Origin of the sequence: Streptomyces sp. Mut1, from assembly GCF_030719295.1 — a bacterium.
GTDB classification, from domain to species: Bacteria; Actinomycetota; Actinomycetes; order Streptomycetales; family Streptomycetaceae; genus Streptomyces; species Streptomyces castrisilvae.
The window spans coordinates 79,530-103,186 of the sequence record NZ_CP120997.1 but is presented as its reverse complement, the minus strand read 5'-3'; the positions used below and the strand labels follow the sequence as shown (position 1 = coordinate 103,186).

General features: G+C 73.4%; 14 protein-coding genes and 1 pseudogene. 12 read left to right on the top strand and 3 right to left on the bottom strand.

All coding sequences use genetic code 11. The annotated features are described in order from the left end of the window. Positions 1–95: 95 nt before the first annotated feature. Positions 96–286: pseudogene (gene tatA / locus P8A18_RS00430) on the top strand (Sec-independent protein translocase subunit TatA). Positions 287–453: 167 nt separating this feature from the next. Then, positions 454–1,524, top strand: a complete 1,071-nt coding sequence (locus P8A18_RS00425) for a glycoside hydrolase family 43 protein (protein WP_306060601.1) — start codon at positions 454–456, stop codon at positions 1,522–1,524. A 9-nt stretch (positions 1,525–1,533) separates the two neighbouring features. Here the strand turns inward: P8A18_RS00425 and P8A18_RS00420 are convergent, their stop codons facing one another. After that, positions 1,534–2,028 carry an NUDIX hydrolase gene (locus P8A18_RS00420; protein WP_306050626.1) on the bottom strand — a complete coding sequence of 165 codons (495 nt, stop codon included), beginning with the start codon at positions 2,026–2,028 and terminating at the stop codon, positions 1,534–1,536. 129 nt (positions 2,029–2,157) lie between these two features. Here P8A18_RS00420 and P8A18_RS00415 point away from each other — a divergent pair, with 129 nt between their 5' ends. Further along, a complete protein-coding gene (locus tag P8A18_RS00415) occupies positions 2,158–3,258 on the top strand; it encodes a DUF5954 family protein (RefSeq protein WP_306050625.1) in 1,101 nt (366 codons plus the stop codon). Positions 3,259–3,333: 75 nt separating this feature from the next. On the opposite strand, the gene P8A18_RS00410 is transcribed toward P8A18_RS00415, so the two are convergent. Further along, entirely contained in the window at positions 3,334–6,225 is a 2,892-nt protein-coding gene (locus tag P8A18_RS00410) for an AfsR/SARP family transcriptional regulator (RefSeq protein ID WP_306050623.1), read from the bottom strand. A gap of 378 nt (positions 6,226–6,603) precedes the next feature. Between P8A18_RS00410 and P8A18_RS00405 the strand changes: the two genes are divergently transcribed. The 7 genes from P8A18_RS00405 to P8A18_RS00375 all read left to right on the top strand — a co-directional run bounded on the left by P8A18_RS00405 (position 6,604) and on the right by P8A18_RS00375 (position 19,102). Next, positions 6,604–7,596, top strand: a complete 993-nt coding sequence (locus tag P8A18_RS00405; protein ID WP_306050620.1) for a ParB/RepB/Spo0J family partition protein — start codon at positions 6,604–6,606, stop codon at positions 7,594–7,596. Between the two features lie 241 nt (positions 7,597–7,837). Further along, positions 7,838–9,118, top strand: coding sequence for an MFS transporter (locus P8A18_RS00400; protein ID WP_306050617.1), 1,281 nt, complete (start codon positions 7,838–7,840; stop codon positions 9,116–9,118). Between the two features lie 16 nt (positions 9,119–9,134). Continuing rightward, positions 9,135–12,638, top strand: coding sequence for an AMP-binding protein (locus P8A18_RS00395; RefSeq protein WP_306050614.1), 3,504 nt, complete (start codon positions 9,135–9,137; stop codon positions 12,636–12,638). Positions 12,639–12,718: 80 nt separating this feature from the next. Next, entirely contained in the window at positions 12,719–14,503 is a 1,785-nt protein-coding gene (locus P8A18_RS00390) for a 2-isopropylmalate synthase (protein WP_306050612.1), read from the top strand. Next, entirely contained in the window at positions 14,500–16,077 is a 1,578-nt protein-coding gene (locus tag P8A18_RS00385) for a condensation domain-containing protein (protein ID WP_306050608.1), read from the top strand. Before P8A18_RS00390 ends, P8A18_RS00385 begins: the two co-directional genes overlap by 4 nt. Continuing rightward, on the top strand, positions 16,074–17,162 hold the full coding sequence (locus tag P8A18_RS00380; RefSeq protein ID WP_306050605.1) for a S66 family peptidase: 1,089 nt from the start codon (positions 16,074–16,076) through the stop codon (positions 17,160–17,162). Before P8A18_RS00385 ends, P8A18_RS00380 begins: the two co-directional genes overlap by 4 nt. Beyond that, positions 17,159–19,102, top strand: a complete 1,944-nt coding sequence (locus P8A18_RS00375; RefSeq protein ID WP_306050602.1) for a hypothetical protein — start codon at positions 17,159–17,161, stop codon at positions 19,100–19,102. Before P8A18_RS00380 ends, P8A18_RS00375 begins: the two co-directional genes overlap by 4 nt. Here the strand turns inward: P8A18_RS00375 and P8A18_RS00370 are convergent. Beyond that, complete coding sequence (locus P8A18_RS00370) at positions 19,062–19,991, bottom strand: hypothetical protein (RefSeq protein WP_306050599.1); 930 nt, start codon at positions 19,989–19,991, stop codon at positions 19,062–19,064. The two genes, P8A18_RS00375 and P8A18_RS00370, sit on opposite strands and share 41 nt — an antisense overlap. A gap of 357 nt (positions 19,992–20,348) precedes the next feature. On the opposite strand from P8A18_RS00370, the gene P8A18_RS00365 reads away from it, so the two are divergent. Both P8A18_RS00365 and P8A18_RS00360 read left to right on the top strand, forming a co-directional pair. Further along, entirely contained in the window at positions 20,349–22,484 is a 2,136-nt protein-coding gene (locus P8A18_RS00365) for a hypothetical protein (RefSeq protein ID WP_306050597.1), read from the top strand. Continuing rightward, a complete protein-coding gene (locus P8A18_RS00360; RefSeq protein ID WP_306050594.1) occupies positions 22,481–23,653 on the top strand; it encodes a cytochrome P450 in 1,173 nt (390 codons plus the stop codon). Before P8A18_RS00365 ends, P8A18_RS00360 begins: the two co-directional genes overlap by 4 nt. Positions 23,654–23,657 lie beyond the last annotated feature (4 nt).

The window sequence follows — 23,657 nt, the reverse complement described above, 5'->3', positions numbered from 1 at the left end:
CAGTTGCGCAATGCAGCAACCGATGTCGGTGTGCGGGCGTCCCGGACGCACTCCACTGGCGACAACGGCAACGACAACGGAAATGGGGTGGCGTGTTGCTCCGCAACGGCCTGGAACCGTGGCACCTGCTCATCGTGGCGCTCGTGGTCATCATGGTGTTCGGCTCGAAGAAGCTTCCCGATATGGCGCGCTCGCTGGGCAAGTCCGCCCGCATCCTCAAGAGCGAGGCCAAGGCGAAATGAAGGCCGATGCGGGGGCCGACTCCGCCGCGTCGGAGCACTCGTGACCCCGTGACCCGGCCCCGGGGCCGCCTCCGACGAGAGGCGGCCCCGCGGGGGACTCGTCACTCACCTTTTGTTGACATGGGCACTACAATTCGCCATGCTGCTGTGCGTACGTTCTTACATCGATGTAATCGGGTCGAAGCGGAGACGAATCGATGGACCGCCGATGATGAAGCTCACCCACCGCGTTTCCGGACTCACCGCCTTCGCGCTGTCAGGTCTCCTGGCCGTGGCGCTGTCCTTGTTCTCCGCCGGGCCCGCGCAGGCGGGCCGGACCACGCACCGCGCGGCGGATCCCAGCGTGCTGCGCGTGGGATCGACCTACATCTCGGTGGAGTCCTCCGGCGGCGGTGTCGCGGTGCGCCAGGCGTCGTCGACCGCGGGCCTGGCCGACGCGCCCGCCCGGCAGGTGTGGTCGGACACCCAGGACCGCGGAGAGGTCTGGGCCCCGGAGATCGTGCGGGACGGGGGCCGCTACTACATCTACTTCTCCGCGGGCCGCGCGGCGGCGCACCGGATGTACGTCATCAGCTCGGCCAGCCCCGACAGCGGCTACACGGGGGAGACGAAGCTGGCCCTGCCCGACGACAAGTGGGCCATCGACGGCACGATGTTCACCTTCGGCGGCACCCGCTGGTTCGTCTGGTCCGGCTGGGCGGGCGACACCAACGTCGAGCAGAACCTCTACATCTCCCGGATGAGCTCACCGACGACCCCGACCGGCGGGCGGTACGTGATCTCGCAGCCGCGCGAGAGCTGGGAGCGGGTCGTCGGCAACCCGTTCATCAACGAGGCCCCGGAAGCGATCATGGATCCGAACGGGCAGCTGCACATCGTCTATTCGGCCAACGGGAGCTGGAGCGACCAGTACTGCCTGGCCGACCTGAGGCTGCGGGCGGGCGGAGACCCGACGTACGTGTGGGACTGGTACAAGTCGAACGGCTGCCTGTTCGGTTCCAACCGGGCCACGATGATGCAGGGCTGGGACCCGACCCTGTACGTCAACGGCCCCGGCCACCACACATTCGTCCTGCTCGACGGCGACATAGCCACCAGCCCGCCCGCCGGCCCCACGTTTCCGCTGATGTTCCACGCGGTCCCGAAGGGAACGCCGTACTCCTGGGCGAACCGCTACTGGTACACCGGCTCGTTCTGCTGGTGGGGCAACACCACCTACAGCAGGGCCAACGTCCCCGGCCCGAACACCGACATCGGCTGGAGCCTGAAGTTCTTCGAGTAGGCGGCCCGCTCACAGGCCCAGCAGCACCGGTTCGGCCGGGACACCGAAGGCGGTCAACGCCCGCAAAAGGGTTGCGAGGTCACGGGGAGAGAAGAGGTCGGATCCGGTGTAGGAAGCGACTTCGCGCGGGTGCCACCACTTCAGGCCGCTGATGTGCTCGGCGGCAAGCAGCTCGTCGGACAAGGTCCCGCGCGGAGTGAACGAAGCGGTGCGCACCAGGAAGTAGTCGTTGACGACGCCGTCGTAGCCCGCGGCGTGTCCGTGGGCTACGACCTCCTGGTGCCACACGTGCGGCGGATCGGTCCCGATCGGCAGGCCGACCTCCTCCAGCAGTTCACGGCGGAGCGCGTCAAGAGGTGTCTCGCCCGGCTCGATTCCTCCGCCGGGCGCCGCCCACACCACCGTGCCCGCCGGTTCCGGAATCGTGAACCGGCACAGGAGTACGCGGTCGTCCTCGTCGAGGACGACCGCCCGGACCGAATGACGCAGGTTCACGGACGACATACGGACACGTTAGCCGCCCGCGGCCGGGCCGGTGGCATACGGCGTCGCCACGTCCCGCGCACCGCCCGAAGGGGTGGACGATCCGGTAAAAGCTTTATGCGCGGCGGTGGTTGGATCCAGGATGGGTGCATGAGCGAAGAAAGCGCAGTACCGGTCGGGCGGCCAGTGGTGGTGCGGGTGCCGGTGGAGCCGGTCGAGTCCGCAGTGGAGGCCGACGCCCTCGACGCGGCGGTCCGCAGCCGTGGAATCGCCGTGCGGGGGCCTTTGTTCGGCGTGGCCACGCAGACCGGGGGCGAGCGGTGGCGGGTGGTGGTCCCGGTCACCCACGGCTGTCCGCAGCAGGCGCGTGACGAACTGAACTCCGCGCTGTGGTTCCGGGCCAAGGACGCCGCGAAGGACCGGGCGGAACGGCGGGCGCTGCTGGCGGCGGTCGCACGGCTGGAGACCGAGAGCCTCAGCGAGCTCACCGTGCTCGACACCCGCTACCGGGTGGTGCGCGCCGACGAGTACGCGGACCTGGACAAGGACGGCGGTCTGGAGACACCCCGGCCCACCGACCCCGAGCCCCTCGACCCCGACTGGAGCCGTGGCGCCGGTCGCGCACGGGTCGATGAGGACCTGGTCCTGAACCCGGACGCGCCGCTTTCTCCCATGCAGGCCAGTGAACGGCTGGCCATGCGCTCCCTGGCCTACTCCGGGGCCCGGTTCCCCCGCGCCGTACTGCGCGACTCCGCACGCGCCCTGGAAACGCACCCCGACATCCTCTTCCTGCCGACCGCGTTCGCGATCGTGGAGCGCTCCGGCAAGGGCGGCGGGTGGACCGTCGGCAGCGGCCTGCACGCCAGCCCCCACGACGCACGACGGTCCCTGGACTTCTCCCTGACCTGGCTGGGCCCCCGCGAGCGCGGCCTGATCGCGCTCGACGCCCCGGGCGATGCCGACGCGCGCGGCGTCCTCGCGCAGGGGGCCGGCGCCCATGACGCGGAACTGACCGAGCTCGTCCGGACCTCGGACGAACTCCGGGCGGGCCGGCGCAACCAGGTCGAGGTCCACGGCACCACCTTCCGGATCGCCCGGACCCGCCGCCTGGTGCGCTGGGGCCCTGACGGGCCGGAGGGCCCGCGCCCGTCCGACGTCAGCATGACGACCCCCATCGCCATGCACCCGCGCCTCGACGAGGACGGCGTCGTGCACTTCGACGAGTCCACGCAGGAGGATGCCGCCTCATGACCGTATGACCGTGGGAAGAGGCGCCCGTGAGCGCCCCGCAGGGCGCCGCCCCACCGGGCGACGGCGGCGGACGTGTCAGTTCTCCCGGTCGGCGGGGGCGTGGTCCAGGCGGGCCAGCCGGTCGTGGGCGTCCCCGGCGGTCGCGTCGCCGAGCTCGTCCAGAATGACGGCCGCCTCCCGCCAGGCCTCCCGCGCGGCGGCGGGGTTCTCCGTGGCCAGCAGGGTGTCCCCGAGCCTCAGCAGCGTCTCGGCCTCGTGGTAGCGGTCGGCCGTGACACGGAACAGGCCGATGGCCTCCTCGTAACGCCGGACGGCCTCCCCGGGCCGGCCCAACCGGTCGAGGGCGTACCCGATGCTGTCCAGGGTGGCGGCCCGGCCGTTGTCGTCCGTGCCGGGAGGCTGGTGCGTCAGCGCCTCGGAGCAGCGGGCGAGGGCCAACCCGTAGTCTCCAGCGGTGGCGTGCACCCAGCCGATGGCGTTGAGGGTGCGGGCCTCGCCGGCCCGGTTGCCGCCCCGCCTGTGCAGTGGCAGCGCCTCGTCGCCGTAGACGATCGCCTTGTCCAGCAGCCCCTGGACGTAGCAGACCTCCATGAGGTTGTGCAGAGTCTGCGCCTGGCCGGCCGGGTCGTCCAGCTCCCGGTGGAAGGCGAGCGCCCGGGTCAGCAGCTCCTCGGCCGAGACCAGGTCGCCTAGGCGGGTGTACGCGCGGGCGAGCAACCGGTGCGTGACGGCCCGGCCGGTCAGGTCACCGGTACGATCCGCGGCGGCCAGGGCCAGTTGCTGGACCTCCTTCTGACGCTGCCACAGACCGCGCGGTGCGAGGAAGGTGGTCAGGGACCAGGCCAGTTGCCAGGCGTAGGCCTCGAAGCCGGAGTCCATGGCGGCCGCCACCAGACGCGGCAGGACGTCCTGCTCCGCCGTGAACCACGCTGCGGCCGCCTCGGGATCGGCGGGCGGGGCGGCGGTGGGCTCGGCCAGACGCGCGACCGGCTCGAAGGACTGCCACTGCGGCTGGAGCAGGACGCCCGCCGGGTGAGCCACGTGCAGACAGTGGTCGAACATCCGGTGGAGGGCCGCGGCACGGTCCTTCGCGTACTCCGGGAGGGCGGCGAGTTCGGCGGCGTAGGCCCGCAGCAGATCGTGCAAGGCGTACCGGCCCGGAGCCTGCTCGGTCAGCAGATGCAGCCGGGTCAGTTCGCGCAGCTTCGGCGCGACGCCGGGCACCGTGGTGCCGGCCAGCGCGGCAGCCGCCGCCACGGTGAGACCGGGCCCGGGGTGCAGCCCGAGCAGACGGAAGAGACGGGCCGCCTGCTCACTGAGCGCCAGGTACGACCACGAGAAGACCTGACGGGCCTCCCCCTCGTCGAGAGCGTCCAGCGGCCCGTCGGCCCCGCACAACTCGTCCGCGAAAGCCTTCAGGGGGAAGCCGGGCTGCTCCGATATCCGGGCCGCGACAATGGCGAGCGCGAGCGGGAGCCCACCGGTCGCGCGGACGATCGCGTCGGCGGCGTCCGGATCGGTCCCGAGCCGGTCCACGCCCATCCGGGAGCCCAGCAGGGCGTGCGCCTCGCGCGGGGCGAGCACCCCCAGCACCAGGGGCCGGGCACCGTTCCTGACCACCAGGCCCGTGAGGCGGTCCCGGCTGGTCACCACCGCCACACACGAACCGGGACCGGGCAGCAGCGGACGCACCTGCTCGGCGTCGCGGCAGTTGTCCAGGACGATCAGCAGGCGCCGGGTGGAGAGCAGGCTGCGAAAGAGCGCGGCCCGGCCCTTCAGATCGGGCGGAATCCGGTTCTGCGGAACGTGCAGCGCCTCCAGGAACCCGCGCAGCGCGTCCTCCGGCGGCAGCGCGCCGCCGGTGTTGTACCCCCGCAGATCCACGTAGAGCTGACCGTCGGGGAACCTGCCGGCCACCCGGTGCGCCCAGTGCAGGGCGAGCGAGGTCTTGCCCACCCCCGCCATCCCGGACACGGCTGCGATCATCGGCGTGCCCGGGGGAGCCAAGGCCTGGTCGAGCCACCGGTCGAGCCGGGTGACGTCCTGGTCGCGCCCCTGGAAGTCCTGGAGCGCCGACGGAAGCTGACGGGGTCTCAGGCTGCTGGTCGGATCGGGCGGAGGGGCGTGCGGATCCGATGGGGCGTCCGGTGCGGCCGCGGCGGGCGTGCCGGTGCCGGCCGCGGACGGCTGAGGGGTGCCGCGCGGCCCGGCCAGATGGGGGCGGTGGTGCAGGATGTCGTCGTGCAGCGCGGTCAGCTCGGGCCGCGGGTCCACTCCCGACTCCTGCCGGAGCGACTGCCGGGCCCGGCGGTAGGCGTCCAGGGCCGCGGCGACATTGCCCACGCGATACTGCCCGAGCATCAGCTGCGCCCAGGCGCGCTGGCGCAGCGGATGGCGTTCGAGCAGCGGCCCGATGCGCCGTACGGCTTCGGCGGCCGACCCCAGGGCGAGCAGGGTCTCGGCGTGTTCCTCCTCGACGGTGAGCCACATGTCGGTGATGGGCGCCACGCGTCTGGCGAGCAGCGGGGTGAGCGGCAGCCCGGACAGCGGCTCCGGGCCGGACACCAGGTCGAGCGCCTTCCTGAACTCGGCCCGCGCGGCGGCCGGGCCGGCCGTTGCCAGAGCCTCGCGACCGCGCTCCGAAGCGGCTTCGAAGCGGTCCACGTCCCGTTCGAGCGGACCGACCCTTAACCGGTAGCCGCCGGGGGAGTGACCCAGCCGGTCCCCCTCGTCCGGCCCGAAGGCCCGCCGCAGCCCCCGTACGTACGTGCGCAGATTGGCGTGCGCGGAAGGGGGCGGGTCGTCGTGCCACAGAGCCTCCAGAAGAGTGGCGTGCGGCACCGTCTGGTTGCTGTGGAGCAGGAGAGCGACGAGCAGCAGCCGGGCCTTCCCCGGACCCGGATCGATGGGCCGCCCCGCAGTGCTCACCGTGAGCTGTCCGAGGAGTTCGAATTGCACGGGCACCATCCGGGGCGAGACACGTGTGCTGCCCACCGCCCGTGACACGGACAGGCGGGCAGGGCGGAACACGGCGTAGCTGAGACCGAGTCTCGGCAAGGCCGGAAAACACCTCTGAAAGTGCGCGTGATCATAGTGCACCGAGAGCGGATCTGTCTGCGGTCCCGTCCTGCGGAGACAGAACCGGCCGCGCCGCCGGGCGGCCTCGGCCGCACGGCCCCCGCGACCGGTCGCGCGAGGGGGCTCCAGGCGTGCCCGGTGGGTCCAACACCCTTGCCAGCAGGGCGAATACATGAATGTACGCGCTATGTACGGCATGTGTACGCCGTCGCGGAACGACCCTCGTATCTTCTCTGCGCAACGGTCCCGAACTCCTGGGAGGCAGTTGTGCTCACGACATCCCGAACCAGCCGCGGCGAACCCGCGGAGCGGACACCCGCAGGCCGGCCGGCAGGGGCCGGCGAGACCCGGGTCTGGCTGGATGTCGCCACTCTGCGCGGCGGCCTGTCGCCCAGGGTCAACGGGGTGAACACCGCCTACGTCCGGCAGCTCGCCGAACTGGCACAGGAGCTGCCTCCCCTCGTCGTGCACCGGGACACCCTGCGCGTGGTGGACGGGACGCACCGGCTGGAGGCCGCCCGCGCCCGGGGCGACCACCGGGTCCGCGTCGTCTTCTTCGACGGGACGGACAGCGAGGCGTTCGTCGCGGCCGTCCGGATGAACAGCGCGCACGGCAGGCCGCTCGCCCCCGCCGACCGGACGGCCGCCGTCGAAAGAATCCTCGCCTCGGAGCCCGAACGCTCGGACCGGTGGATCGCCACGGTCTGCGGAGTGGCGCCGAGGACCGTCGCGGGGCTGCGCCGCCGTTCAACCGCTGACGGGGCGCGGTTGAACACCCGGATCGGCAAGGACGGGAGACGGCGCCCGGTCTCCGCGGCGGAGGGCCGCAGGACGGCGGCGGCCATCCTGTCGGGCAGCCCCGCGACCAGCCTGCGCGAGGTCGCCCGGCGTGCGGACATCTCGGTCGGCACCGCCCTGGACGTCCGCCGCTCGCTGGCCGCGGCCAAGGAGGAGAAGACCCTCGCGCACCGTACGGCCCCTGCCCCCGCCGTGACCGTGCGCGCCACCCCGCCGGCCGGGGAACCGGACGAGACCGGCGCCCGCAAACGGCTCGAAGCCCTCCAGCGGGACCCGTCGCTCCAGTACACCGAACGGGGCCGCGCCCTGCTCCAGCTGGTCTCCGCGACGCTCGGCTTCCTCGACCAGGCGGGGGAGGTGGCCGACACGGCACCGGCCCACTGCCGGGAGGCCCTGCGGACCGTGGCGCTGGCGTGTGCCGACGGATGGCGGGGACTGGGTGAGCAGCTCGACGCGCGGTGAGGCCCCGTGCCCCGCCGTGCGCGCACCCGGCCGGAACGGTCCGGAATCTGAGACGGATCGGCGGCGAGTCGTCTGTCCGCCACGTCCGGTGTTCGCCGCCGCCGCGCATGGATCAAGGATCACGGCATGGCCATCATCGCTGTGTGGAACGGGACTGAAGGGGTGTGAGCAGTGCGGATGAGATCGCGCATCAACGGTTGGTGGTAGGAGCCTGCGGCCCCACGGGGGACGGAGCACGGTCGTGGACGGAGTTGCGGTGACGGTGACGGCGCAGCGGAACGAGGGCCGAAAGAGCCGCGATTTCCGCCTGTTCGTGCTGGGGCAGTGCGCCACCGCGCTGGGTTCCTCCTTCACCGCGTTCGCCCTGCCCCTGCTCCTCTACAGGCAGACCGGATCGCCGGCCGTCATGGGCGCCGGCTTCGCCGTGGGGTTCCTTCCCTACCTTCTGTTCGGACTGCTGGTCGGGGCGCTCGCCGACCGGTACGAACGCCGCCGTCTGATGGCGTTCGCCAATGTGTGCTCCTGCCTGGTGCTGCTGGCAGCGCCGGTGATGACGCTGTTCGGGCCGGTACCGGTCGCCGTCTACCTCGCCATGGGCTTCCTGCTCACCACGTTCCGGATCGTCACCGGCACCGGCACCGTCACGGTCGTCGCCACCCTCGCGGGCAAGGACGACCTGGTCCGCGCCAACGGCCGTCTCCAGGCCGGGACATCGGCCATGGACATGCTGGGGCCGGTCATCGCCGGCACCGCCGTGGCGGTGGTGCCCGCCGTGGACCTGCTGCTGGTCGACGCGACCGCGTTCATCCTGTCCGCCGTGACCCTGCTGCTCATCCGGACGCCGCTCACCCCCGACCGGGAACAGCCCGGCCGGCCGGCCGGAGACCTGCGCGGCCGGATGCGCGAACTCGGCGGAGAGATCGGCGAAGGACTGCGCTTCGTCCTGGGCCACCGGGTGCTCCGCTCCGTCTCGGCGCTGATGGTGCTGGTGAACTTCGTCTACGCCGGAGCCCCCAGCCAGCTCGTGGTGCTCGCCAAGACCCACCTCGACGCCGGAGACCGGCAACTCGCCTGGCTCTACGCGGCGGGCAGCGCGGGCATCGTCGTGATGTCCCTGTGCGCCGCCCGCATCAGTGAACGCGCCAGGTTCCCCGTGCTCACCCTCGGCTCCCTCTCGGTGGTCGGCCTGTGCACGGCGGCACTCGGCCTGGTACCGCACTACACCGCGGCGCTGTTCGCCTGGGCGGGCGTCGCCGCCTTCAGCGCGCTGTTCAACATCAACGCGCTGTCACTGCGCCAGCGCATCGTCCCCGACCGTCTCCTCGGCCGGGTCACCACCACCTCGATGGTCCTCGCCTGGTGCGCGGTGCCGCTCGGCGGCATGGCGGGCGGCCTGGTCGTCGAAGGCCCCGCCGGAGTCGGCGCGTTCTACACCGGCATGGGGGTCCTCCTGGTGCTGCTCGCGCTGGGATTCGTTTTCTCGCCGCTCGGCTCGGTGAAGAAGGTGTCCGAGATTGTCTGAAGGAGTGACCACGTCAATGGAGCGCGGAGCGGCTGTGCAGGCGGACGTGGAGCCGCTTGTCGATACGGCGGAAGGGCTGCTGGGCGTCCCCGCGGCGCAATGGGAGGGCCGCGGCTTCGCGGCGCTCGGCGGCAGCTCACTGGACGCGGTCCGGCTCGCCCGCGCCCTGCGCCGCGAACACCGCACCCGCATCACCGCTCCCGCCCTGCTGAGGGCGGACGATCTCGCCGAGACCCTGCGCACCCTGGCCGGTTCCCCGCGGACGGACGAGCCGGCCGCCGGGACCGGCACCGCGCCCCCGGCCGGCCGCACGGACGCCCCGGTGCCACTCAGCTGGCAGCAACGCGTCGTCTGGTACCAGTCGGTCCTGGACCCGGACTCGCCCCGCTACCACTTCCACGCCGTGTTCCGCTTCACCCGGGCACCCGCCCCCCACCAGCTGGAAGCCGTACTGGGCTCCCTGCTCGACCGGCACCCGGCGCTGCGCACCCGGGTGGACGGCGTGGACGGGGTGCCGGTGCAGCGCGTCGGGGCCCGGGAGACGCCCAGGGTCCGGGTCGTGGACACCGACCGGCAGTCCCTGCCGGGCCCCGAGTGCCTGCTGCTGGCCGACGCGAACCGGCCGTTCGACCTCGCGGAGGGCCTGCCGCTGCGCTGGACCCTGATCCGCCGGCCGGACGGCGGCGGCATCCTGGTCCACACCGAGCACCACCTGGTCCACGACGGGGAGTCCTTCAACCTCATCCTGGCCGGGCTGGACGGCTCCGCACCGGCCGGCACGGACGACGGCTACCTGGACTACGCCGCCCGGCAGATCCCGCCCTCGGCCAAGGACGTGGCCGCCGCCGCCGACCACTTCACCCACGACTTCCCCGAGCTGTTCGCCGCCCCCGACGCGGCCGTGCCGGCGCCCGGCGAGGACACCGGCCTGCGGCTGCCCCTGCCGCAGCGGGTGACCGAGGCCGTCCGCACCCGGGCCCGGGAACGCGGCCTGACCCTCTTCACCGTGCTCTTCGGCGCCTACGCGCAGGCGTTGGGCGAGGCCACCGGGAACCGCTCGCTGGTGCTCGGCACCGCCGTCGCCAACCGTCCGGAGAACCTGGCGGACACGGTCGGCATGTTCGTCGCGACCGCGCTGGTCCCCCTCGACCTCGGGGCCCGCGCCGACCGGGAGGGCGCCTACGACCACGTCGACGCGCAGTTGCGCCGCGCCGTCGAATCGGTCACCGACCTCACCGAACTGGTCGAGGAACTGCGCAGGCGAGGAGTGCGGGGCGCCTCCCACCCCGGAGCCGCCTTCAGCATGTACGAGCAGTCGGCACGGACCGTACGGCTGGGCGGCCGAACGGCGGACGTCGAAGCCGGGATCTTCAGCGGCGCGGCGAAGTTCCCCGTCAACGCCATCGCCGTGGTCCACCCCGGGGCCGAGGGCCGCGTCGAGCTGCTGCTGGAGGGCCAGGCGCACATCGTCGACGAGGACGGGCTGTGGCGGCTGTGGACGCTGTTCGTCCGGGAACTCTGCGATTTCGCGGGGCTCCCGGAGCCCGCGGCGGACCTGGGGGAGCCGACACGCTCCGTCCCCGAACTCATCCGTGAGACCGCCATGGCGCACGGCGGCCTGCCGGCCCTGACCGACCGCGACGAGAGCTTCGACTACGCCGACCTGGCCCGGCTCGGCGACGAGGCGCGCGCCGCGGGACTCGCCGGGGAGGTCGTCGGCCTGCTGAGCGGGGTCCGGGCACGGTACTGGGCCTACGCCGCGGCGCTGATGGACGCCGGAGCGGCCTATCTGCCCCTGGACACCGCCCAGCCCGTCGAACGCCTGGTCTCCATGCTCCGGCAGACCGGCTGTGTCCGGGTGGTCGATCTCACCGGCCCCGAGCACCCCACCCTCGCGGCGGAGCTGAGCCGGGCGGCCCCGGACACCGCGGTCACCGACTGGCAGGGGCTGCTGACCGCGCCACGGACCGCCCCCGCCGCCCCCGTGACATGGCCGGAGCCGCCCGCGTACGTGCTGTTCACCTCCGGCAGCACGGGACAGCCCAAGGGTGTGGCGGTCGGACACCGCTCGCTCACCGCGGTCTGCGAGTGGAGCGTCGGGCAGTTCCGGCTCACCCGGGGCACCGTCGTCAGCCAGCAGATGAGCGTCGGATTCGACTACTCCGGGCTCGAAGTGTGGCCCGCGCTCACCGTCGGCGGAGACGTCCGGGTGGTGCCCACCGACGTACGGCTGGACGCGGAGGACTTCGTCGCCTGGCTGAACCACCAGCGGGTCGAGGTCGCCTGCGCGCCGACCCCGGTCGCCGAACTGCTCCTGGAGGCCGACTGGCCCGCCGGGACCGTCCTGAGGACGCTGCTGCCCGGCGGCGACCGGCTGCACCCGCTGCCCCGCAGGGTGCCGTTCGACGTGGTGAACCTGTACGGGCCCACCGAGTGCACCATCGTGGCCACGGGTATCCGGGTCGACCAGGACAGTGCGGAACTGCCCCCCATCGGCCGGGCCCTGGACTGCGGCCGCCACCGGGTCGTCGACGCGTCCGGCCGCCCCGTCGGGCCCGGGACGGCCGGAGAGCTGTGGCTCGGCGGCGGCAACCTCGCCCTCGGCTACTGGGGCCGCCCCGAGGCGACCGCCCAGCGCTTCGTGCCCGACCCGTGGAGCCCCGGGGGCGACCTCGTCTACCGGACCGGCGACATCGTCGAGGAGGACCCCGACGGCGTACTCCACTACATCGGCCGCGCCGACCGGCAGATCAAGGTCTCCGGCGCGCGGGTGGAACTCGGCGAGGTGGAGGCGGCGGCCATGCGGCGGCCCGGCGTGAAGTCGGCCGTCGCGGCAACGGTCCGGCGCACGGACGCGGGCACGGCCCTGGAGCTGTACGCCGTACCGGAACGGGGCGCCGACCACGCCGCGCTGGCGGCCGGCATCCGCGACGCGCTGCCCTCCTACATCCGCCACACCCGGGTGGTCCTCGTGGACCGCCTCCCTCTGAACGCCAACGGAAAGGTCGACCTGGCCATGCTCACCGCCACGGGCGGCTCCGACGACGCCGTCGAAGCCCCCGACGCCCGTCCGCTGCTGGACGCGGCGCGCGCCTTCCTCCTGGACGAGGACCTGGACAAGAGCTGGTTCGAGCTGGGCGGTTCCTCCCTGGACGCCGCTCAGCTGGTCAGCCGGCTCCGCAGCAGGGGACTGGCGGAGATCGAGCTGCGGGACCTCCTGCTGACGTCCTCGGTCGAGGAGTACCTCACCAGCAGGGCCGGCACGGCGACCCCGCCCCCGGCGGAGGGGGCCACCACCCCCACGCCCGCCCCGGCCCCTCCGCCGGCCCCGGCACCCGCTCACGCCCCCGCCCCGGCGGCCGTCCCGCCCCCGGCGGCCCCCGCCCCCGTCCGGGCGGTGCGGGCACCCGCCGCGACCACCGCCGCGTCCGTGCTGTGGCCCGCGCTCGAAGCCCTGGAACCGCATGAGCAGCTCGACCTCGCGCAGCGGCTCATCGCCGAGGCGAGAGCCCGGCTCTGACCCGAGGCCGGAGCCCGTCGCCACCCCCGGCAGGCTCCCGCGACGGGTTCCCCGTCCACAGACATCCGGAGTGATCACCCATGGTCCGTTTCGATTCGTCCGGCATCCCCCCGGCGGCCCGGCTCCGTACTCCCTGCGCCCTCGCCCCGGCGGAGCAGCCCGCCTGGAACCCGCAACTCGGCTCCTCCATGCCGGCGCGACGGTACGCGCGCCCCAGTACGGAGATACCCGCCCTGCCGCACCGCGACTGGCCGTCGAACTCCCTCACCCGCGCGCCGCTGTGGTCCTCCGTCGACCTGAGGGACGGCAACCAGGCGCTCCCGGAACCGATGGACCCCCGCCGCAAGACCGCCTTCTTCGATCTCCTGCTCACCATGGGGTTCAAGGACATCGAAGTCGGCTACCCGTCCGCGAGCCGGGACGACTTCGACTTCGTACGCCATCTCGTCCGCAGCGACCTCATTCCCGACGACGTCACCATCTCCGTCTTCACCCCCGCCAGGCCCGACCTGATCGACCGGACCTTCGAAGCCATCGCCGGCGCCCGCCGCGCCATGGTGCACCTGTGCAACGCCACCGCACCCCGCTGGCGCGACACCGTCTTCGGCATGACCCGGCAGGAAGTGGCCCGGCTCGCCACCCGGGCCGCCACCCGGGTGCTCCGCCGGGCCGACGAACTCGGCGGAACCACCCTGCGCTTCGAGTACTCCCCGGAAACCTTCAACAACACCGAGCCGGAGTACGCACTGGAGGTCTGCGACAGCGTCACCGCCCTGTGGGACGCGGCCCCGGACCGGCCGGTCACCATCAACCTGCCGGCCACCGTGGAGACCCACACCCCCAACCTCTTCGCCGACCAGGTGGAATGGATGCACCGCAACCTCGCCCGACGCGACTCGGTGATCCTCTCGGTCCACCCGCACAACGACCGGGGAACCGCCGTCGCCGCCACCGAACTGGCCCTGCTGGCGGGCGCGGACCGGGTCGAGGGGACCCTCTTCGGCAACGGTGAGCGCACCGGCAACGTATGCCTGGCGACACTGGCGCTGAACCTCTTCTCCACGGGCGTCGACCCGCAACTCGACCTCTCCGACATCGACGGCGTCCGGCGGACCGTGGAATGGTGCACCCGCATGCCGGTGCACCCCCGCCACCCCTACGTCGGCGACCTGGTGTACACGGCGTTCTCCGGCACCCACCAGGACGCGGTGAAGAAGGGGCTGGAGGCCATGGACCGGGCCGCCGGCACCTCCGGCACGGCCGCGGGCGAGGAACCCTGGCAGGTGCCCTACCTGCCGGTGGACCCCGCCGACCTCGGCCGCTCCTACGAGGCCGTGGTACGCATCAACAGCCAGTCGGGAAAGAGCGGCGTCGCCTTCGTCCTGAAGACCCGCTACGGCTTCGACCTGCCCCGCTCGTTCCAGGCCGAACTCGCCGCAGAGGTCCAGGAGACCGTCGACACGGAAGGCACCGAGATCGGCGCGCCGGAACTCTGGACGGTCTTCTCCGAGTCCTTCCTCCACACCGGCGAACCCCTGAGCGTCGTCGCCCACCACCCCGGGCACGAGGCGACCGTGGAACTGGAACGCACCGTCGGTTCCGAGAGGATCCGCGGCCAGGGCACGGGACCCGACGCGACGACGGCCTTCCTCCGGGCCCTCTCCCGCTGCGGCGTCTTCGCCGAACTGCTGGACAGCGGCGAACATCCGGGCAGCGAGGGGACGGTGGCCTACCGGCGCCTGGAGGTCGGCGGCGTCCCCCGCTGGGGCGCGGGCACCGGCGGGAGCGACACCGAAGCGGAACTCCGGGCACTCACCGCCGCGGCCTGCCGGGCGCTGCGCGCCAGTGCGGCGGTCGCCCCGTGAGCACCCGCGTCCCGTGCACCCCCTACCAGTGGATGCAACTGCTGGGCACCCGCCTCTCGTCCGACCCCTACAGCGGCTTCCTCGGCCGGGCACTGGACCTCGGACCCGGCTTGAGCGTCGCGGACGGACGCCTGATCGCGGAACGGCTGCTGCGCCGCCACGCCGCGCTGCGCGTCCGGTTCCTCGACGAGGAGGGGCACATCGCCCAGGACGTGCGGCCCTGGTCCGCGCTCCCCGCCGGGCTCTCGGTCCCGGACCCGCTGCCGGGACCGCCCGTCGCCGCGGTGCCCGAACTCCCGCTCCAGACCGTCTTCCCCGAGCCGCCCGACCCCTTCGGTGACCGCCCGGCCCAGGCCCGCCTGGTCACCGACACCGCGGGCCACCTCTGGCTCTGCCTGCTGGTGCACCACGCCCAGGTCGACGCCCACTCCATGGGACGGCTCGTCGCCTCGGCGGCCGAGGAGGCGGCCGCGGTGGCGACGACGCCCGGGCCGGCCCCCGCCCCGGCGGCCGAGAGCACGGCCACCGAGGCCTACACCACCGCGGTCCGCGCACTGAACGCCCGCAGCGCCGAGGACTGCGCGGGCGCCGCGGAGTACTGGCGCGAACAGTACGGCCACCACACCCGCTTCGCCGACATGTCGGCGCCGGGCCCGGCCCCCCGGGGCCCCGCCCGCGCCGCACTCTCCGCCGACGACGTCCGGGCCCTCATGGACGCGGGACGCCGGCTGAACGCCACACCGACGATGCTCGCGCACACGGCGCTGGTCGCGCTGGCCCACCGTCACCTGCCCGACTCCGTGGTGCCCGTGGGCGTACCGATGTCCCTCCGCGACCTGGACGGTGTCGGCTTCGACGACGTCGGGCTCTGCATCAACGTACTGCCCGCCGTCGTGCCCGTACCGGAAGGCGCCTCGCTCACCGGCCTGCTCGCCGCCGTGCGCCGCAAGATCGTCGAACTCCAGGAGTTCAAGTACCTCCCCCTCTGGCGCACCATCGAGCTCAGCGGGCTGCGCCGCTCCGACCTGGCACACCGGCAGACCACGATGTTCGCGGTCACCCTGGCGGTGCACATCCGCCGGACCGACGCGGTGAGCGAGACCGCCGCCACACTGGTCAGCGCGGCGCCGCCCGTCCCCGGGATGCACCTGGACGTCTCGCTCGCACCCGGCGGCGGCACCGTCGCGCTGGCCTGGCGGCCGGACAGCCCGCCCCTGCGCCCGCCGGACGAACTGCTGGCCGAGTACGTCGCGGTCCTCCGGCAGCTGGCAGCCGACGCCACCGCCCCCGTCGCCGCCCTCCCGGCCGGACCTGGCGCACCCCCCGACTTCGCCGACCGGGAGACCGTGCTGGCCGCCGTGCTCAACGGGGTCGAGGAGGTGACCGGCGCCCCGGCCGACGCGGAGCGCAGCTTCTTCGACGCCGGAGGCAACTCCATGACCGTCGCCCGCCTCGCCGCCCTGCTGCGCCGGAAGGGACTGCGCCTGAAAGTGCGCGACATCTTCGAGCAGCCCGTACCGGAAGACCTGTCGGCCGTGCTCGCCGAGCGCCACGCGGCCCGGACACCCGCATGAGCACCCACACCGCGCCACCCCTGCTGCTGCCCTTCGCACCGGCCACAGGCGCGGCCGTCGGGGTGCTCTCTCCCTCGTCCGACGAGGCCGGCCGCTTCCCCCGCCGCCGCGACCGGGCGGTCGCCCAACTGGAGGCGCTGGGACACCCCGTAAGGTTCGGCCCGCACGCACTGGACACCGGCGGCCACACCGCCGCATCCGCCGAGGACCGGGTGAAGGACCTGCATGCCCTGTTCACCGACCCCGGCGTCGGCGCCGTCCTGACCGCCATCGGCGGAAACAACACCAACGACATGCTCGACCTGGTCGACTACGGCCTTCTCGCCGCGCACCCCAAGCCACTGATCGGGTACAGCGACGCCACCGCCCTGCTCACCGCGGTCTGGAAACACACCGGCCTGGTCACCGTGATGGGACCACAACTCCTGCCACAGTTCGGCGAACCCGGCGGATGCCTGGACTACACCCGAGAATCCTGGCAGCGGGTCCTGGGCGGGGCGGCCCCGGGACCGCTCGCCCACTCCACCCACTGGACCGACGAGTTCCTCGCCTGGGACGAGACGGACGACCGGGCACGCGCCCTGCGGCCCAACCCGGGCCCCACCATCCTGCGTGAAGGCGTCGCCGAAGGCCCCCTGTACGGCGCGAACCTGGAGACCCTGCTGCGGCTCGCCGGAACCCGGCACTGGCCCACGACAGCCGGGCACCTGCTGCTCCTGGAGACCTCACCCGGCATCACCCCGTCCCAACTGGCGGCGCACCTGACCCAGCTGCGCCAGACCGGAGCGCTCGCCGGGGCCGCCGCCGTGGGCTTCGGCAGATTCGCACAGACGGGGCCGGATGACGAGGCACTGAACGAGGTGCTCGCCGAGGGACTGCTCGGGACCGGTCACGGCCCCGTCGTCCGGGACCTCGACATCGGCCACACCGACCCCATGTTCTGTGTCCCGTACGGCGTCCGGGCCGGACTCACCGCCCAGGACGGCACCTGCCTGCTCACCCTGCCGGACCCGGCCACGCGTCCGTCGCCCACCCCGTTGACCGCGACCAGCCGAGAGCGAGTCCCATGTCCCCCCACCCGATGAACGAGACGGACCACGACGCGGGTGCGCTGCTCCACGACGAGATCGCCGAAGTGCGCGCCGCCGCCGCCCGGTGGCGCCCCGGTGACGCCTTCCCACTGCTCTCCGGAGACGCCGCCGAGCGCTACCGGCGGCTGGTGGCCGGCGACGGGCACTGGCCCCGGACGGCCGAGACGCGGTGGCCGGGCGTCGTGCTGTCCGTCGCGGGAGCGGGCGCGGGAGCGGGTACGGACGCCGAGGCCGCGGCACTGATGCTGGCGGCCGCCACCGGTCGCCCCCACCAGCATCTGCCGCTCACCGGGCTGCCCGGGGCCGTGCGCCGCCACGCCGACGGGCCGGTCGCCGTAGTGGGCCTCGCCGACGACCTGGCCGGACTCGACGACTGGCCGGGCATGCTCGCCCCCCGGCTCGGCGTCCTCACCGCACGCGATCCCGCCGCGCTCTACGCGCTGGTGTACCGGACGCTGACGGCCCACGCCGTGCCCGCCACCCGCGATCTCCTGGTCAGCCACCCCTTCCAGGCGGACGCCCGGGAGGCCGACGCGGTGGGCCTCGACGAGCTGGAGGAACTGGTCAGGGAGCCCAGCCGCAGGCTGGTCGTCCGGTCCTTCGGCCGGGAGTGCTGCGTCAACCTGCCCGACGGAGTGATCTGCGGACGATCCGAGCCGCTCACCGCCGGCGCGGCGGCCACCGGCAGCGCGGGTCTCGGCCGGGTGCCGTCCTGCATGCGCGGCGGCGGCTGCTTCCGGGTGGACCTCGAACCCTCGCAGCGGGTGGCCGCATCGGACATCGACGCCCGCACGGTCTTCCTGCACACCTGCTCCTCCATCGCCGTCGGCAACCAGGTGTTCCCGCCCTCGGCCAACCTCGGGGTCGGCTTCCTGTCGGGGACGGCGGTGGCGGTCTTCGGGGCCGTGGGCGTCCACGCCGCACACCTCGAACTCCGGCACGAATTCGAACGCGCCCAGGCGGAAGGGCTGCCGGCCGGTGACGTCCTGGAGCGGATGAACGTCCTGGGCCACCGGATGCACGGCGACATGGGCCACTTCGGCCTCCTGGGCGACCCCGCCCTGGCGCTTCCCACGGATACGGCCCCCGCGGCGACCGCCCCGGCGCCGGACACGCCCGTGACCCGTACCGTTCCGGTCCCGGCCACCCGGCCCGGCCGGGGAGTGCCCGCGGCGGACCCCGCGGCCCTGGAACGCCTGCGGCACTGGCACGGCGTGGTGCTGCCGGGGCTGCTGCGCCTGCGCTGGCTGGACGTGCCCGTGGACGAGCGGCGGCTGCTCGACCTGTCCGACCGGCTGAGGCAGGTGGCCCTCGCACAGTTCTCGCCGAGCCCCGGGGCGGAGGGCATGGCGCTGGAGGCCGAACTGGGCACGGTGCACGGCCGGACCATGGAGCTGCTGGTCGAGCACGCCCACACCAGCTGGTGGGACTTCACCGACAGCGCCCTGCCCGCCCTGCGGCAGGAGGCCTCCCGGCCCTGCGACTGTCCGGGCTGCGGCCGGCCGACGGCCACGGCGATCCGTTACGCGCACCGGGTGGACCGCGGCCTCACCCTGCGGGTCGTCCGGTGCCGCAGGTGCGGGATGGTCCGTCAGTCCACCGGCGGCCCGACCGCCCCGCGCGTCGACTGCGCGGGCCTGGTGCAGGCCCGGAGGGGCACGGTCCTGGATTTCAACGGCACCCTGGTCAACCCCGGGCCGCGGCCGGGGCCCGGGGCCATCGGCCACGCCTTCCTCGCCGGAGCGCACACCGGACTCCCCGCGGGGCGCGGTGAGCCGGTGGACCTCGCGGCCCACGAGGAGCGGGCGGTCTCCTGGCAGGTGGACCTCACCCGCACCGGGGCCAGGCCGCACGAGCACGAACTCGCCGTCTTCGCACTCGGCGGGAAGGACCTCACAGTGACGACGGCGTGGCTCGGGCTTCTTCCGGAGTGACGCCCTCCAGCAGATTGAGCTGAGCGGCCTTCATCCCCGCCTGGAAGCGGGTGCTGACCTGGAGTTCGTCGAACAGCGTGGCCATCACCCGGCTGAGCGAGCGGGCGGACATGCCGAGCTGGCGGGCGATGACCTCGTCCTTCATGCCGACGGCCAGCATCCGCGCCACGGCCCGCTGCTGTGGGCCCAGCAGCATGGCCCGGTGCCGCCCCTCCCGCGCCGTGAGGCTCTGCAAGGGAAGCGCCACCGCCCAGATGTGGTCGAACACCGCCTGGTACGAGCGCACCAGGGTCCGGCCGAACAGGGCGACCGCACCGAGCGAGGAGTCCTCCGGGGAGAGCGGCACCACAGCCACGTCGTCGTCGAGGATCAGCAGGCGCAGCGGCAGCGAGGGCGCCAGCCGGATGTCGATGCCGGCCTGCGCGGCGTCCAGCAGGTAGTCGCGTACGTAATCCACCTCGGCCATGTGCTGGGTGTACAGCACCCGGATGCGCACGCCCCTGCTGACGACCTCCGAGTCCCGCAGCATCATCTCGTCGATCACCTCGACGGGAGGGGCCGAGCCGGGGTGCATCACGCACTCGTGCAGCCGTATCCGGCTCACCGCGTCGTCCAGGAAGTGATTGACCTCCGCCGCGCCGTGCAGCGTCCGCGCCTGAACGGTGTCCTGATGAGCGGCCTGGAGAGCCTGGAAGTTCTCCGCCAGGTCGAGCACCGCGGCCCGCGTCCGCGACACCTCCCGCCGGAACCGGTCGACCCGCGCGGCCTCCGCCGTGAACAGCCGGGTGAGGGCCGCCGCCGGATCGGTCACCCGGAAGCCCGCGGCGGTGTCCGGGACCAGCAGCCCCATCTCCTCCAGCCGGCTCAGGACCTCTTCCGCCTCGGACACAGTGATCCCCGCGTGAGCGGCGAGATCCGCGAGGTCTTTGACGCCGTGTTCCCGGGCCCGCTGGTATAGCCGGTGAAAGCTGTCGTCCATAGCCGGAACCTTACGACTGAAAAACCACCCCGGAGAGCGAATGCCGGGCATCGCAACCGGCGAACCGGGGCGTCGGCCGCCCCCGTTGGAGGGCGCACCGTCTCAATGGGCGGGACGACAGCGGCGCCCGGCGGTCTTCGGACGTGGCGTCTGGCCGCACGTGACGCGCATGGACCCGCGCCCACAGAACGGAAATGATCGACGTGTTCGACCGTCGGACACCGTACCGGTGCGTCGTACCCACCCGGACCGCCGATTGGAACTGCTTTGGCCGACGAGATTTTCCGTGACTGCCATGACACGGACGACTTCGTCCGTCGGCTGGCCCAGTGGCGGCCCGGTACGGCCGTCCCCCTGATCCAGCCCGAGAGCAAGGAAGCCTGCGAGGCCGTCCGCTCCCTCACCCGCCCCGCCGTGTCCCGCACTGTCCCCGACCCGGCCGGCGCCCTGATCACGGCACCCCGCGGCTCGGCGTGCGCGCCGCTCGCCCGAGCACTCGCCGCCGCCGTCGGCGGCCGGTACGAGGAGTTCGGCTCACCGGACGACATCGCACGCGCGGCCGTGCGGCAGGACACCCGGTGGGTGGTGCCGGTGGCCCTGGCCTCGGAGCTGACCGAACGCGACGTGACCGGGCTGCACGACGCACTGTGGGAAGCCGCCCGGGACGGCTCCTTCAAGGGGCACGCCGGACTCCTCGTCGGCGGAACCGTCCCCGACGTGTGCTGGCAGATCACCAAGGGCCTCGCCCTGCCCCACCGCCGGCCGCCGCAGGAGGAGCACGTGCGGCTCTGGCCCGGAGTGGACGGCACACCGCACCGGTTCGGACAGGGGCCCCTCCTGCTCCGCGACGCCGCCACCGAGGCCACCGTCCGCCCGCTGCTGACCGGCGGCCACACCGGAGTCCTGTCCGTGATCGCCCACGGCCGCGACGACGTCATCCATCTGCACGACACGGTCATCTGCAAGGGCCCCGACCAACTGCCCGGCCCCCTCGACGACCGGGCCCACCTCCCGGTGTGCGCGTACACCGGCCAGTGCTTCCGCGGCGACGTGGAGCCCTCCCGGGTGCTGCGCGCCGAAACACTCGTCGTGGACACCGTCTTCGTCAACGCCTGCATGACCTGGCGGATCGCCGACGGTCTCTTCCCGCACCCCTACCTGCTGCCGCACGCCTTCCTCGCCGGAACGGCCGCCGCCTACGTCGGCGTACCGAACCTCGTGAACGGCACGGCCAAGCTCAACGACCTGTTCCACCACGCCTGCGCCACCGGCCTCTCGGTGGGCGAGGCCGTGAGCCTCGTCAACGACCACCTCCGCCGCGAACGCACGGACCTGCCGTACTTCACGGTCCTCGGACTGCCCTGGACCACCCCCGCGACGCCCGCCCCCGCGACCGGGCCCGCGGACACCACGGCCCCCTTCGCCACCGTCCGGGAGGGCGACGCCGACGCGGACGGCGGCACCCTCACCGCCGCGGCCCGCGCCCTCGCCGAGTCGCGGGACCGGGGAACCCCCACCCACCTCGTCCACCTCTCACCCCGGTCCGCCCCCGCCCTGGCCGGCGCCGTCCCCGCCCGGTCGGGACTGGCCGACGCCGAACGCATCAGGGACGAACTGCGGGCACTGGGAGCCGCGATGACCGCCCTGGAGGCCGTACCGCTCCTCGGCTTCCGCTACTCCCGGCAGGGCAACCTCATGGTGAACCTCCGCGAGCGCATCGCGGCCGTCACCACGGCGCTGCGCCGGGCCGTCTCCACCGGCGACCCGGCACGGACCGGCCGCAGGATCGACGGCCTGCGCGAGGCGGTCCGCAACGCCGAGGCCGGACTCGCCGCCGCCCTCTACGAGCGCGGCACCACCGGCTTCGTCAACTTCGACGACCTGTGGGGCGAAGTACTGGAACAGGGCCCGCCCACACCCGCCGGGGCCGACTGCCGCTACTGCGCCCGGCCGCTGGTGCGCACCGACGCGGTCCACCCGCTGTTCGCGCACATCCGACGCACCGGACTCGTCTGCGCCCGGTGCTGCATGGTCCAGGACCTCGACCCCGCCTCACCCGTGGCCGACATCGCCCTGGACTGCGCCGAGGAATGGCGGCGGGGGAGCAGCGTGCAGGTCACCCTGGCGGTGCGCACCGCAGCGGCCACCACCACCCCCGTCGACGCGTTCGTCGCCGTCCACACCGAGGCCTGCGAACGCAACCACGTCGGCTACCCGCCGCCACGCCGTGTCCTTCTCGCGCCGGGCGGGGCCGTCACGGAGGTCGCCTTCGACGCCGACGTCACCGACCGGGCGCACATGCACGTGGAGTCCCTGCGCGGCTTCGCCGTCGCCCGGGGCACGCTCTCCTTCGGCACCCGGCCCGTCTGGGTCCGCCCCTCGGGAGCGGAGCGCAGCGGATGAGTTTCGCCCCGGCCGAGCTGCTCTCCGACTCCTTCGCCACCGACCCCCACCCCGTCTACCACCGGATGCGCGGGGCCGCCCCGGTCCTCTGGCACGAGCCGACCGCCGGCTGGTACGTCACCGGCCACCGCGAGGTGGGGGCACTGCTGCGGGAACCCACCCTGTCCGCACGGCCGGGCGACGGATTCACCGACCGGCTGACCGGCACCGACCGGGCGGCGGGCGACCGGGTGGAGGACTTCTTCGACCGGTGGATGGTGTTCTCCGACGCACCGGCCCACACCCGGCTGCGCACCGCGGCGTCGGCCATGTGCGCGCCCAGGGCCGCGGAGACATGGCGCGACGCGGCGAGCCGCGACGCGAACACCCTGCTCGCGGACCTGGACCTGAACACCGCAGACTTCGCCCACGACTTCGCGCTCCCGCTGGCGACGGCCGTGACCTGCGACTTCCTCGGCGTACCGGCGGACGACCGGGAACAGCTCGGCGTGTGGTCGGACGCCCTCATGGCGTACCTCGCCGCCCAGTGGGCCGAACCCGCTACGACACGGCAGGCCGACCGCGCCCTCGCGGAGCTGCGCGCCTACCTCACCGCCCGGACGGCGGCCCGCCCCCGCGACGCCCCCTCGCCCTGCCTGGACATGCTGGCGGCCGTGGGCCCCGACAACGCCCCCGCCCTCTTCGCCCAGCTGCTCACCGGCGGCATCGAACCGGTCGCCGCCTGCCTGGCGACGGCGATCGCCGAGACGGCGGCCGGCCCCGGCCCCGTCCTGGAGGCGGACACCGCGGACCTGGTCGAGGAGGCACTGCGCTTCGACGCGCCGTTCCACATCGTGCCCAGGACCGCCACCGCGGAACTGGAGGTGGCGGGCAGCCGTCTGCGTCCCGGCGACCGGGTCGTCCTGGTGATCGCCGCCGCCAACCGCGACCCGCTCGTCCACCGGGACCCGGACCGCTTCACGCCCGGCCGCCCGGCGGCCGGGCGGCACCTCGCGTTCGGCGCGGGGCAGCACTACTGCCTCGGGGCGCCCCTGGCCAGGACCGTTCTGACGGCGGGCCTGGAAGCCGTACGGCAGCGCCTGCGTTCGGCCGCCGTACGCGGAGTGACCGCGGAACGCGAGCCACGCGTCGGCGCGACCGTCTGGCGCCGCGTGGCGCTCATGGCCTGAGTGA